Consider the following 12,757-nt stretch of genomic DNA (forward strand, 5'->3'; position numbering starts at 1 on the left):
AAAGACGCCCCGGGACCATCAGGTTCCGGGGCGTTTGTCGTCGGTGGGAAAAGGGGGGCGCTATTTCTTCGCCTTTGTCTTGGCCGCTTTTTTCGGCTCCGGGGCCGCAGGAGCCTCTTCCGGCGCGGACTCTTCGTCCATTGCGGAGTCGGCCTGCGTTTTGGGCGTGCGCGGCAGGTGGCGTTTCAGCTTCGTCATTGCCTTGGCCGGTTCCTCGCCCGGTCCTAGGTGGTGCATCACGCCCTTGGGGGAAATCCAGTGCCAGCCCTCAGGCTCCTTCAGCAGCGTTGCGCCGTGCGACTGCAAGAAGTCCTCGGCAAGCGAGCGCTCCACCGCGTCGTGCATCTGCTCCATCAGGCGCTCGTTCTCCAGCGCCAGCGACGCCGTGCGGAAGATTTCCAGCGCGCCGTGGACAATGTCGTGCAGCGACACCGCGTCCGGGTCGGTCAGTCCCTTCTTTTTGCTGGACAGCAACCGTTCCAGCGCCAGCAGGTCCTTGCGGAGCGCTTTAATTTCGTCCTTGGCCAGTTCCTTGGCCTCTTCCGTCGATTCGACAAGGGATTTCAGTGCCGGTGCAGGCATGGTGCGGGATTGGGACATGGCGGGGCGGATGGCTCCTTTCGGCAAAAGCCGGTGGCAGTTCAGCGTCGGGCACACAACAGTTACGGAGTCGTCGTGCCAAGCACGGCCGCAAGGTAGCTCAGTACCGAGACTCCGGCAATCGTCCACAGGATAAAAAGCGCAATGACAAAGCACACAAGCGACAGCATGCGCGAAACAAACCGCGGCGTCCGCATGCGCGAAAACAGCGTCTCCGTCAAAAAGGCATGCACATAAAAGTGCCACGCCAAAAGAAGAACCACCAAAACCGCGCCCGCGTAAATGACCATGGCTTCCTCCTCAGATACCACGCCAGCCTACCCCGGGGACGCCACGAGCCTAGCAGGATGCGTGCGGCGGGGCAACAGCAGGGCAGACGTGTGGCGGGAGGTGCGTGTGGCGTGCGGTGGGAGGTGCGTGTGGCGTGTGGTGGGAGGTGGCGCGGGGGTGTTTGTGCTCCGCAGGCCAAAGGGCCGTGGGCCCTTTGGAATCCCATGTGCGCACAGGCCGGGTGCGTGTGGATGGGGCGGTCGTCACCCCTGTGCGGCTCCCGTCCGTGTGGATGGGAGAGTTTTTGGGGGGGGCGTTGGAGCGGGGGGAAGGGCGGTGAGAATCCCTGTTGGGGGGAAGGAAAAGAGAAAGGCAAAAGGCAGAAGTGCCCGCCCACCCACCCCTATTTTCGGGGCGGCTTCCGCCCCGAAAATCCTAAGGATTGTTAAGGAAATTATTTCCTTAACCAGCTCTGCTATCTTGATCTCTAAGCCCTTCGTCCCTTCAGGCCGAACGGCCTAAGAGCTCAAGTCGCCGGAGGCCAAACAGAAAACGGCCAGGCCCTCTTGGGAGGACCCGGCCGTACTTATGCGCATAGACCAGCGTGGTGTTGGCTAGTCGTTTTTGCCGCCGCGCCGGACGATTTCCTTCGCGGGGATGATGCCGGTGGCGCTGGCGGAGACGATGTTGCCGGCCACGCCGGGGCCATCGCCTGCGACGTAGAGGCCTTTGATTTTGGTTTCCAGCTGGTTGGAGGTCTCCACCTGCGTGGCGAAGAACTTAATCTCCGGCGCGTAGAGGAGTGTTTCGTCGTTGGCGACGCCGGGGACGACGAGGTTCAGCTTTTCGAGGCCTTCCACAAGGTTGGTCACGATACGTTCGGGCAGGGCCATGGCGATGTCACCGGGGGTGACGTTGGTCATGGTCGGCTCGACGTGGCTGTTCTTGATGCGGTTCCAAGTGCTGCGGCGTCCGCGTTTGAGGTCGCCAAAGCGCTGGAGGATGGGCTTGCCGCCGCCGATGATGGTGGCCAGCTTGCCGATGGACTCGCCGTAGGCCTGATTATCGGTGACGGGTTCCGTCAGCACGACTTTGGACAGGAAGGCGAAGTTGGTGTTTTCGGACTTTTCCACCATGTTGGCGTGGCCGTTAACGCACACGAAGTCCTGATAGTTTTCGAGTGCGACGAAGCCGCCGTAGTTGGTGCAGAAGGTACGGGTCTGGTCGTCGTACTTCTGAGTGCGCACGAAGAAGGTGGGGTCGTAGACGATGTCGCAGAGGTCGCGCATGATTTCGTTGTGCACTTCCACGCGTACGCCGACTTCGATACCGCGCTGGCTGACTTCGAGGCCGTGGCTCTGCACGAGGCGTCCGCACCATTCAGCGCCCACGCGGCCGGGGGCGAGGATGACGTTGGGGGCGTAGAACGCGCCGCTTTTGCCCATAACGCCGGTGATGCGGTCGCCGTCAACGATGAGGTCTTTGACTTCTTCGGACGTACGCACCACGACGCCTTTGGCTTCCAGATCTTCCACCATGCCGTTGATGTGGCCGGGCAGGTTGTCGGAGCCAAGGTGCTTTTGCTTGATGAGCAAGAGGTCCACGCCGTTTTTCATGGCGTGCTTGCGGATGTCTTTCGCGGCGGGCATGTCGGTGGGGTAGACCCTACCGTCCATGCCGTAGGCGTTGTAGATTTCTTCGGTCTCGTCGATGAGGGCCTGCGCCTGGTTCAAGGGCATGAACTGGGTCAGGTCCGTTTTGCCGAGGATGGGAATGTAGTTGAGCTTGCCGTCCGAGAACAGGCCAGCTCCCCCCATGCCCGAGAGGATGTTGCAGGGACGGCACTTAATACAGTCCTCGCCGTGACCGATGGGGCACTTTCGTTTGAGGGGCTGCTTGCCTTTCTCAAGGATAAGGACCTTGAGGTCGGAATTCTCGGCCAGATAATAAGCGGCGAACAGACCAGCGGGGCCGCCGCCGACGATGATGACGTCAAACTTCTTTTCTACGGTATTGGAACCCATTCCATATCTCCAAAAGGGTTTTTGTGATGGAGTGCGACGGAGCCGAAATGGCATCGCGCGCAAAACCCTTGATTGTCCTTTCCACGTTTAAAAAAGAAAAGCAATAGAAAAATTTTGCCTGCTGCTGTGGCGGTGCGTTGATGCATGCGCGCGTGTGAGGAATTGCGGCGGGCTAGGGGAAGAAGTGTTGAGAAATGGGGAGGTGAGGGGGGATGGTTGTCCCGTATGCGGAGCGGAGACAGCGTAAAAAAGGCCCCGGCATTCCGTGGGGAGACGGAGAGCCGGGGCGGAGAGTGCTTCTATAAAAACGAGCGCAAGAGTTGTCGGCTAACTTTGCTCCAGCTCGCGCAGATAGCGGAACAGCTGGCGCGAGCTTTTGGGCGGTTTGTTTTTGGCGATTTCCTTGGCGGCGTTGCGCGCCAGTTGGCGGAGGCGCTGGCGGTCGGCGTCTGGGTGGGCTTCGATGATGGCTTCCAGAACGTCCAAATCGCCGCCAACGAGGGCGTCGCGCCATTCCTCAATGCGGTGGAATTCGGCGGTGTCGGCCTTGTGCCCGGCTTCAAGGATGCCAAGGGCGGCGCGCAGGGTGTCCACGTCGCTGGTGTTGCGGACAAGGCGGCCCATGTACTGCATGTGGCGGCGGCGCCCTTCGTGCGCGGTGATGGTCTTGGACTCCAGCGCGGCGTCAATGAGCTCCGCGGGGATGGCCAGACGCTTGATGACGTCCGGCGGCAGGGCGCAGAGCTTTTCGCCGAGGGCTTGCAGTTCGTGCATTTCGCGCTTGAGTTGCGATTTGCTCTTGCGGGGCTGGTCCATATCGTCATGCTGGTTGGGCATCGGTTTTCTCCGTGGCGGTGCGGTAAACTGTCGTGCGGGGGGCGGTGGCGCCCGTGTGGTGGCGGGCACAGTGCCCGGCGCGCGGCCCGCCGAAAGCAGGCGGCACGCGGTACATGGTACGGATACAACAACACCCGTGGGGCGTCCAGTGGCCTGCTGGGGCACAGACATGGGGCGGCTGAGGCAGCCCGCGCTTGTGAGTGTGATGTGGTGTGTGCTATGGACCTTGAATCCTGAAAAGTTTGTGTATTCGCGCCGCCGCAAGGCGTGCGCCCTTTGGAACGCGTCACCACCGGAACTATGGATGAAGATGGAACACGAGCAGACACGCGCTGAGATGCAAGAGGAGCTTCGTACCTTGCGGGCCAAGGTCCGCGAGCTGGAATCCAGACTGCATGTCTGCCAAGCGCCGGAGTCCGCCATATTGGAATCCGTCGTGGACGGGTTGGACACACCGGTCTTCGTCAAGGATGGCGAGCACCGCTGGGTGTATATGAACCGCGCCGGGGCAAGCATCCTTGGGGACGATCCGGAGGGATTTCTTGGTCAGACGGACCATGACCGGCTGGACCAATTGGAGGCCGACCGCCACTGGGCCGAGGACGACCTTGTCTGGCAGGCGGGCGCGCCCATGTATTTCCGTGGTTCGCGCACGTGGGATGGCTCCAGCCGCCAAACGCGCAGCAAAAAGATTCCCTACGTGCATCCGGAAACCGGAAAGCGGTACATTATTGGTATCATCGAGGATATGACCGAGATGGACGCCAGCCGCAAAGCCGCCGAGGAAAGCGAACTGCGCTACCGCTTGCTGGTGGACAACGCGCGCGAGGCCATCACCGTCATCGATACGGACCGCATCATCTACGCCAACCGCCGCGCGCAGGAAATGGCAGGGTACAGCCTTGATGAACTGCGCGGCATGGCGCTGCCGGAGCTTGTGTATCCGGCGGACCGGGAGAAGGTTTTTGCCTGCCAGCGCGAGCGGTTAGCGGGGCGTCCGGCCCCGGAGACCTACGACTTCCGCATGGTGACCCGCACGCGTGAGGCGCTGTGGCTGTCGGTTACACCCATGTGTATCGACTGGGAAGGCAAGCCCGCTGTTCTCAGCTTCTACACGGACATCAGCGAGACCGTGGCCGCGCGTGAGGCGTTTGAGTGCTCCGAGCGCCGCCTGCGCAAGATTATTGACCTTGTGCCGCACATGATTTTTGCGCGCGACTACAAGGGCCGATACCTCATGGCGAATAAGGCGACGGCCGAGGCATGCGGGACCACCGTGGAGCGGCTTGTCGGGGCGTCGTACACGGAATTTTGCTCCAAGAAGAGCGGTGGGCGCGACATGTTCGTGGCCTATGACAGAAAGGTCCTTGTCACGGGCGAGGCGCGGTATGCGCAGGAGGTGCCGTTTACCGACGTCAATGGCACGGAGCGCATTCTGCAATGCTCGTTCATTCCTTTCGACTTTGATAAAGGCCGCCGAGCCTGCCTTGCCGTGTGTACGGACGTAACGCGTGAGCTGCGGACCAAACAGCGGCTGAGCATGCTGAGTTCGGCGCTGCTTTCCTTTGGCAGTGACCACCGCGAGAACATCAATCTGGTGGTGGAACTGTGCGGGGCGCTGCTTGGCGCGGAGTGCGCGGTATACAACAGGCTGCATGGTGAGCGCCTGTGCGTTCGTGGCGGGTGGAATGCACCGTCAACCATGCCGCCCGAGGATGTGGCCAAGGGGCATATCTGCACGGACATTATCGGCACGGGCCGCATTGATGAATTGCAGGTGCTGCGCAATCTGGCGGACTCGCCCTACGCGGAGACGGACCCCAATGTGCGGCGCTACGACATTGAAACCTACCTTGGCATGCCCGTGTTTTTGCAGGGGCAGGCCGTTGGGGCGCTGTGCGCGGTGTACTGCACGGATTACGAGCCGACCTACGAGGACGAGTGGCTCACCGGGGTGCTGGCGTCCGCCATCAGCGTGGAGGAGGACCGGCTCCGGTCCACCATGCAGCTGCGTGAGAGCGAGGCCCGCTACAGGGCGGCCTTTGATCAGGGGGCCGTTGGCATGGTGCACCTCGACATCAGCGGCGCGTACCTGAAGGTCAACGACAGGTACTGCGAAATAACGGGCTATAGCCGGGATGAATTGACGGGCGTACGCTTTGACCAAATCACCCATCCCCTCGACCGCGAACGCAACCGTGACCTGCACGAAAAGATTATTTGCGGCGCGTTGGACTACTATGATGTGGAAAAGCGCTACCTGCGGCGCGACGGCAGTGTCTGCTGGGTGCGTGTGACGGCGTCGCCCGTGCGCAGCGCCAGCGGGCAGATGGTCCTTATCAACGCGCTTATTCTCGACGTCTCCGCGCGCAAGCAGGCCGAGCAGGCCCTGCGGGAGAACGAGGAAAAGTACCGCATGCTCTTCCATAACGCGTCGGACGCCATCTTCCTGCGGACCGGGGAGGTTGGGGAGAAGCCCTCTCGCTTTGTGGACTGCAACGAGAAGGCCTGCACCATGTTCCGCATGCCGCGCGAGGCGCTGCTTGCCCGCGGGCCGCAGGAGATTTTGGGACCGCTGGACACCGCCGGAGCCTTGGACCACCCCGTGGAAACGCGGGCCACAGCCAATGATGGCCGCGTGCTGGACCTTGAGGTCGGCTCCCATGCCTTCCTGCTTGGCGGGGAGCGTGTGGTCCTCTCCGTGGTGCGCGATATTTCCGGACGCAAGGAGATGGAGAAGGCCGTGCTCCGGCGCGACGCCGTGCTGGAGGCCGTGGGCTTTGCGGCGGAGCGGTTCCTGCATTCCCCGGACTGGCGCGGGCATATGTCCGATGTGCTGGGCCGTATTGGCACTGCGGCGGACGTCAGCCGTGTGTACGTGTTCCGTAATTTTGAGGTCCCGGACAAGGGCCTCGCCATGGGGCTGGAGTTTGAGTGGTGCGGCGAGGACGTTGAACCGCAAATCGACACCCCGCACCTGCAATGCCTGCTCTATGACGAGGAGGGATTGCACCTTGTGCGCGAAACCCTTGAACGGCGCGAAGTCTACCGCGGCAACGTGGCGGACCTGCCCTCAGCCCACCGCGCAGTGCTACAGCCGCAGGGCATTGTGTCCATTGCCATCGTTCCCATCTTTGCCGGGGACGCGCTGTGGGGCTTTGTGGGCTTTGATGAATGCCGTACCCAGCGCGAGTGGTACGCCTCGGAATTGGAGGCGCTCATGGCGGCGGCGGACATTCTTGGCAACGCCATTGTCCGTGGCCGGGTGGAAAACGCCCTGCGCGAAAGCGAGGCCCGCTTCCGCCTCATTGCCGATGCGGTGGAGGATGTGTTTTGGCTGGCGGAACCCGGGCAGGGCGACGTGCTGTACTACAGTCCGGGCTTTCAGCGGTGGGTTGGGCCGTGCTCGTCGCCGCTGGAGACGCGGGAGCGGCACCTCAGCGCCATTCACCCAGACGACAGGGAGCGCGTGCTTGAGGTCTACCGCGACAGCGGGCGCGAGGCGTGGGAGCTGGAATACCGCATCATGTGCCGCGATGGAAACACACGCTGGTTCCGCGAGCGCGCCTTTGCCGTGCAGGATGAGCTGAGCCCCACCATGCTGGCGGGCGTGACCTCGGACGTGACCGAACAAAAGCGCAATGAGGAAAACATCTGCGAGGCCCTGCGCACCAAGGAATTGCTGCTGCGCGAAATCCACCACCGCGTGAAGAATAACCTCCAGATTATTTCCAGCCTGCTGGACATGGCGGGCCGCCATATCGAGGACGAGCGCTCCTCCGCCGTGATGAAGGACCTGCAATCCAAAATTCACAGCATGGCCATGATCCATATGCACCTGTACGGCTATGATAATTACGACAGCATTATCATTTCGGACTACGCGCAGGTGCTGGCCCAGCAGCTTGGGCAAATGTACAACGCCCGCAACGTGGAGCCGCGTTTTCATATGGAGGACGTCATTCATCTGCAACTGGACCTTGCCATCCCGTGCGGTCTGGTGCTGAGCGAGGCGCTTTCCAACGCCTACAAGCACGCCTTCGGTCCCGAGGGCGGCGCTGTGGACCTGACCATTGAATACACGCCAAGCGGCCGCGTCCACATCCGTGTGCGCGATGACGGCGCGGGCATTCCGGACGACCTGGATATTGACCGCACCAGTTCCCTTGGCCTGCGCCTTATGCGAAACATCGTGGAATATCAGCTGGGTGGACAGCTGGAGGTGACGGCGGACAGCGGAACAGTCATCGACATTACCTTTGGTGACCCCGTCGAAGGAGGGGAAGCATGAATACGCAGACAGAGGACGCCCATTCCATACTGGTTGTAGACGATGAGGCCGTCATCATCACCCAGATGGAAGAGATGCTCAGTTCCCTCGGGTATAATGTGGTGGGCAAGGCGGGCAGCGGCGCGCAGGCCATCAAGCTGGCGCATGAACTGTCGCCCGATTTGGTGCTGATGGACATCGTCATGCCCGGCGATGTGGACGGCATTGCCGCGTGCAGCGTCATCCAGCGCGAGATGGACATCCCGGTCATCCTGCTGACGGCCTACGGCGACGACAAGCATATCTCCCGCGCCAAGGCTGTGCAGCCCTATGGCTATATCCTCAAGCCCAGCCAGAACGACCAAATCAAGGCCGCTGTGGAGATTGTTCTGGAAAAGAAGGCCGTGGAGCGGAATCTGGACGGCATGATGGACGGGCTGCGCCATACGGCGGAGGACCGGCGGCTCCAGATCAAGGAAATCCACCACCGCATCAAGAATAATCTGAATATGATCACGGCCCTGCTTGCCCTGCAGGCCATGCATTCCGCCACGCCCGAGTGTTCGGACGCCCTTCAGGCTGTGCGCAGCCGCGTGGTGACCATCGCGAAAATTCATGAAAAGCTCCATACCTCGGACAATATGGAGCACATCGACTGCGGCGAATATTTTGAGAGCATCGCCTGCTCCCTCCTGCGCGCCAGCGACAAGGCGGACGCCATCGATTTTTCCTTCCAATGCGAGCCGCACCAACTGGAGCCGGATAAGGTGATGCCCATGGGCCTCATCCTCAATGAACTGGCGTCCAACGCCATGCACCATGCCTTTGGGCAGGGGGAGCAGGGGCGCATAACGATCAGCTTCCGCCGCGAAGGGCCGGACTATGTGCTGTCCGTCACGGATAATGGCGTCGGACTCCCTGAGGGCGTCACCATGGAGACGGCGGAATCGCTGGGGCTGGAGCTTGTGCGGAGCCTCGTGGCGCAGGTTGGCGGCACCCTGCACCTGCGGCAGGAGGCCGGAACCGCCATCGAGGTGCATTTCCCCGTGTAGTGTGGCGCAGATTTGCACGCCGCCCGGCAGCGCCGGGCGGCAGTCTGCGGCAGCAAAACGCCCCCGCTTGCATTCTGCAAGCGGGGGCGTTTTGGCGTGCTGGGGCGCGCAATCTGTGGACGGGGCACCGGGCGGCTAGACGATTTCCGCGCCGGAGAGGATTTGGACAAAGCGTTTGTACATGTCCATGTCGATTTCGTCCTGCATTTGGTTGCGCATAAGGTGCAGCACCTGAAAAGGATTCATGGCCTTGGCGTAGGGGCGGTCCGAGGTAAGGGCGTCGTACACGTCGGCAATGGCCACGGCGCGGGCTTCCAGCGGGATGTCGAAGCCCTTGGAGCCGCAGGGATAGCCGCTGCCGTCCATGCGCTCGTGGTGAAAGAGGATGCAGTTGTACGCCGTCTGCGACAGGGCCAGCTGCGAGCACAGCCCAACGCCTTTGACGGGGTGCTCGTTGACGATGCGGCGTTCCTGCTGGTTGAGCGCGCCGGGCTTGTTGAGGATGCGCTCGGGGATGAGGGTTTTGCCGATGTCGTGGAGCATGGCCCCAAGGCCGCACTGCACCAGATGCTCTTCGTCCAGCCCATAGGCTTGCAAAATGGCCGAGGAGTACAAAAAGACATGCATGCAGTGGGCGTAGGTCTTGTAATCGTGCTCCACCAGCTGAGCCACAGCCTTGAAGGAGTTCTCCAGCGTCAGGAACTGCACGCCCTGATTCACGAAGTCGATGATGCGGTTGAAGCTGTCCTGCTTGATCAAGGTGTCGGGCAGGCGGTTGTCAAAGGCTTCGCGCACGATGGAGACGGACGTGTGATGGAAGAGTTTGGCGCGGTCCGGCAGGGGGATGTCTTCGTTCATGAGGATGGTGCCGAGGTTGGCCTCGACATATTCCTTGTATGAATCGCTCTCGCTGGAGCGGATAAAGACTTCCTTGATGCCGTGCTCGTACAGGGCGCGTCTGTGCCGCTCCGTAAAGCATTCCTCTTCAGAGGCATAGAGGACGTAGCCATCGCCCTGCCGCAGATAGACGCTAAAGCGCCCCATGCAGCCGGGGGAGATGAGCAGGGGCGACACGGCAAGGTAGTCGTCCCGTCTGGAGCGTGTCCCTGTGTTTGTGAGGGTTTGGTTAGGCATAACGTCGTGTGCTTCCAGTTCGGCCTTTTGGCGGATTCCATGAAAAAACGCGCTGCATCGGGCGTGCCTGCGGCGCGGAAAAGGTCTCAGGACCGGGTGTTTAGTAGATGTGGCGCATTATGCGCGCCTTGAGCAGGGGGAGATATACGTCTTTCACTTGTAAAAGTATAGGGGGAAAATGCAAAAGCCTGTACGGGGGCAGGATAGAGTGTCCGATAGTCAGAGCTGATCGATGCAGTAGGAAATTATTACAAACGGAATGGAGTTGATTTCGGCGGGGACGAGTGGCGTTGCAGGGACGTGCTCTCTAGTGGCAATGCATCCTGTGGAGCTCTGGTTTGCTGCGGCACGAATCGGCGGGGATTTCTCTCGAATTATGAAGACGTTACGTGGCTTTGGGGGCCGAGATAAAGACCATGGAGGCGCAGGCTACCCCCCTATGGCGGCCATGCCCTTGGCGCTGACATCGGTGCCGCGCTCGTGCTGGAGCAGGCGGTAGCCAAGGGGCTTGTCGCCCACTGCGCGGGCGATGGCGGCGTGCAGGTCAGCGTCCGTGACGCCGGGCGTGCGCAGCAGGCCGCGCAGTGGCGTTTCGTTGTCGGAGTAGAGGCACGTTCGCAGGGCGCCGTCGCTGGTGAGGCGCAGGCGGTTGCAGGTGGAGCAAAAGTGGTTGCTCAGGGCGGAGATGACGCCGATGCGGCCCGCGCCGCCGGCAATGGAGTACATGCGCGCCGGGCCGTGGTTCTTTTCGCTGGTGGCGGGGACCAGCTGGGCGTGGCGCCGCAGGGTGGCAAGAATGTCCTTGGACGACATGTACAGCCGCTGGGTCCAATGGCTTGCGCCCATGGGCATGAACTCGATGAAGCGGACATCAATGGGCTGGGTGCGGGCCAGTTCGACAAAGTCCGCAAGCTCGCCGGTGTTGACCCCGGCAAGGGCCACGGCGTTGAGCTTTACCCGCAGGCCGTGGGCAAGGCAGTCGTCAATGGCGCGGCGGACGTCGGCATATTTGCCAAAGCCCGTAATATCCTTAAACCGCTCGGGACGCAGGGTATCGAGGGAAATATTGACGGTGCTCATGCCGAGGCGGGCAAGGCGGGGAACCACGCCGCGCAGCAGGGTGCCGTTGGTGGTCAGGCGCAGGTCCAGCGCCGGGTGGCGCTCGGCAAGGCGCTCCAGAAAGTCCACCGCGCCTTTGCGCGCCAAGGGTTCGCCGCCGGTAAAGCGCACCTTGCCAATGCCGCGCTGCGCCAGCACGCCGATGACGCGTTCAATTTCCTCGTACCGCAGGATGTCGCCATGCGGGATGAATTCGGCGCGGCCGGAACTGCAATACATGCAGCGCAGGTTGCAGCGGTCCGTGAGGCTGACGCGCAGGTAGGCGGCGGTGCGGCCGTGGGCATCGGTCAGGGGGCTGGTGGGCGAAGTGGGCTTCTGCATGGGGATATCCATAGGGGTTAGAGTCTGTCGCCACTGGCGCGGCGCGCGCACAGGCGGCAGAGGGGACCGTCGGCCCCGGCAAAGACCGCGCCGCAGCGCGCGCAGGTGGCCAACTCGCCGCTGGCGAGGCGCTGGGTTGGGGCGGCAAGCAGGGCGGCGTTGCCCGGCACGATGCTGAGGCTTTTCGGCAGGCAGGTGCGGCGGCACAGGCCACAGCCGATGCACTGCCATGGTTCATGCTCCAGACGGAACGCGCCGCTCTCCGTCGTCATGCGCAGTGCGCCAGTGGGACAGGCGCGGGCGCATGCGCCGCAGGCGGTGCAGGTCTGGGAGACCGTGATGGCGCTGACGGGCAAGGCGCGTGAGGGCGCAGTCTCCTGCGGGGCGGAAGAGGCGCTCAGGCGTTCCAGAGCGGCGTGCAGGAGTCTGCGGCGCGCCGGGGGCTGTTTGTCCTCGCCTTCGCCCGCGGCGGGCAAGAGGAGTGGGCGCGGGGTGGCGGCGGCTTTGCGCGGGGCAAAGTGCCGCAGCAGGGCGCGGCGCGAAAGGGCGGGGTCCGAGGCATCACGCGGGGCGCGCGCTGCTTTGCCGAGCGCGGCAGGGGCCTGCGTGATGGTGAGGGCGCCCGGAGCAAGCTGGGCAAGAAGCTGCGCCGCGTCGCATAGGCGCTCTCCGTGGTCGCCGCACTCGCATGCAGCGCAGGCGTGGGCCGGGAAAATCAGCGCGGTGACGCCGGAGGCCGCAAGGGCGGCCAGCGCTTCCACACCAAGGGCGGAGAGGCATCCCGGTATGCGGATAACGGGCGCGTCGGCGCCGGTTTCGGGGCCCGCAGGCGCACCGGAACAGGCAAGGGCAAGGGTGGCGCGGTCCTCGCGCAGGGATGCGGCGCGCAGGAGGTCCGCCACGCCGCCACTGTGCAGGGCGTCCGTAGGGCAGACCGAAGCGCACAGACCACACCCAAGGCAGGCCGAGGCGTCCACATGGGGCGCATCGTCAAGGGTGATGGCTCCCGCAGGGCACACGGCAACACACCGCCCGCAGTGCCGCGAGGGCGCGGGCAGGCATGCGCCGGGGGTGACCTCCGGCGGCGTGGCCGAGGTCTGGCGGGAGAGCAGGGCGCGCCACAGGGCCAT

Annotated in this window: 9 protein-coding genes; 2 read left to right on the plus strand and 7 right to left on the minus strand. The window is 62.8% G+C overall.

The genetic code is table 11. From position 1 onward, the window contains the following. Positions 1–60: 60 nt before the first annotated feature. From ACYQ2T_RS04070 to yjgA, 4 genes are all read right to left on the minus strand, one after another. Positions 61–600, minus strand: a complete 540-nt coding sequence (locus ACYQ2T_RS04070) for a hypothetical protein (RefSeq protein WP_459898656.1) — start codon at positions 598–600, stop codon at positions 61–63. Positions 601–662: 62 nt separating this feature from the next. Beyond that, the gene (locus tag ACYQ2T_RS04075; protein WP_459898657.1) at positions 663–890 is read right to left on the minus strand and encodes a hypothetical protein; all 228 of its coding nucleotides are present in this window, start codon (positions 888–890) and stop codon (positions 663–665) included. 594 nt (positions 891–1,484) lie between these two features. Beyond that, positions 1,485–2,894 carry an NAD(P)/FAD-dependent oxidoreductase gene (locus tag ACYQ2T_RS04080; protein ID WP_459898658.1) on the minus strand — a complete coding sequence of 470 codons (1,410 nt, stop codon included), beginning with the start codon at positions 2,892–2,894 and terminating at the stop codon, positions 1,485–1,487. Between the two features lie 327 nt (positions 2,895–3,221). Further along, entirely contained in the window at positions 3,222–3,731 is a 510-nt protein-coding gene (yjgA, locus tag ACYQ2T_RS04085; protein ID WP_459898659.1) for a ribosome biogenesis factor YjgA, read from the minus strand. 304 nt (positions 3,732–4,035) lie between these two features. Here yjgA and ACYQ2T_RS04090 point away from each other — a divergent pair, with 304 nt between their 5' ends. Both ACYQ2T_RS04090 and ACYQ2T_RS04095 read left to right on the plus strand, forming a co-directional pair. Beyond that, positions 4,036–8,022, plus strand: coding sequence for a PAS domain S-box protein (locus tag ACYQ2T_RS04090; RefSeq protein WP_459898660.1), 3,987 nt, complete (start codon positions 4,036–4,038; stop codon positions 8,020–8,022). Beyond that, positions 8,019–9,053, plus strand: coding sequence for a sensor histidine kinase (locus tag ACYQ2T_RS04095; RefSeq protein ID WP_459898661.1), 1,035 nt, complete (start codon positions 8,019–8,021; stop codon positions 9,051–9,053). The genes ACYQ2T_RS04090 and ACYQ2T_RS04095 overlap by 4 nt, the downstream gene beginning before the upstream one ends. A gap of 135 nt (positions 9,054–9,188) precedes the next feature. Here ACYQ2T_RS04095 and ACYQ2T_RS04100 read toward each other — a convergent pair whose 3' ends face one another. The 3 genes from ACYQ2T_RS04100 to ACYQ2T_RS04110 all read right to left on the minus strand — a co-directional run bounded on the left by ACYQ2T_RS04100 (position 9,189) and on the right by ACYQ2T_RS04110 (position 12,757). Continuing rightward, entirely contained in the window at positions 9,189–10,187 is a 999-nt protein-coding gene (locus tag ACYQ2T_RS04100; RefSeq protein WP_459898662.1) for an HD-GYP domain-containing protein, read from the minus strand. A 429-nt stretch (positions 10,188–10,616) separates the two neighbouring features. Next, positions 10,617–11,627, minus strand: a complete 1,011-nt coding sequence (gene moaA / locus ACYQ2T_RS04105) for a GTP 3',8-cyclase MoaA (RefSeq protein ID WP_459898664.1) — start codon at positions 11,625–11,627, stop codon at positions 10,617–10,619. A 17-nt stretch (positions 11,628–11,644) separates the two neighbouring features. After that, the gene (locus ACYQ2T_RS04110; protein ID WP_459898666.1) at positions 11,645–12,757 is read right to left on the minus strand and encodes a 4Fe-4S dicluster domain-containing protein; all 1,113 of its coding nucleotides are present in this window, start codon (positions 12,755–12,757) and stop codon (positions 11,645–11,647) included.

It is taken from the genome of Desulfobaculum senezii (assembly GCF_054657395.1).

Coding starts and splice junctions, on each gene's coding strand:
- moaA (WP_459898664.1), bottom strand. CDS start 11,627: ATGCAGAAGCCCACTTCGCCCACCAGCCCCCTGACCGATGCCCACGGC.
- yjgA (WP_459898659.1), bottom strand. CDS start 3,731: ATGCCCAACCAGCATGACGATATGGACCAGCCCCGCAAGAGCAAATCG.
- ACYQ2T_RS04095 (WP_459898661.1), top strand. CDS start 8,019: ATGAATACGCAGACAGAGGACGCCCATTCCATACTGGTTGTAGACGAT.
- ACYQ2T_RS04090 (WP_459898660.1), top strand. CDS start 4,036: ATGAAGATGGAACACGAGCAGACACGCGCTGAGATGCAAGAGGAGCTT.
- ACYQ2T_RS04075 (WP_459898657.1), bottom strand. CDS start 890: ATGGTCATTTACGCGGGCGCGGTTTTGGTGGTTCTTCTTTTGGCGTGG.
- ACYQ2T_RS04110 (WP_459898666.1), bottom strand. CDS start 12,757: ATGGCCCTGTGGCGCGCCCTGCTCTCCCGCCAGACCTCGGCCACGCCG.
- ACYQ2T_RS04070 (WP_459898656.1), bottom strand. CDS start 600: ATGTCCCAATCCCGCACCATGCCTGCACCGGCACTGAAATCCCTTGTC.
- ACYQ2T_RS04100 (WP_459898662.1), bottom strand. CDS start 10,187: ATGCCTAACCAAACCCTCACAAACACAGGGACACGCTCCAGACGGGAC.
- ACYQ2T_RS04080 (WP_459898658.1), bottom strand. CDS start 2,894: ATGGGTTCCAATACCGTAGAAAAGAAGTTTGACGTCATCATCGTCGGC.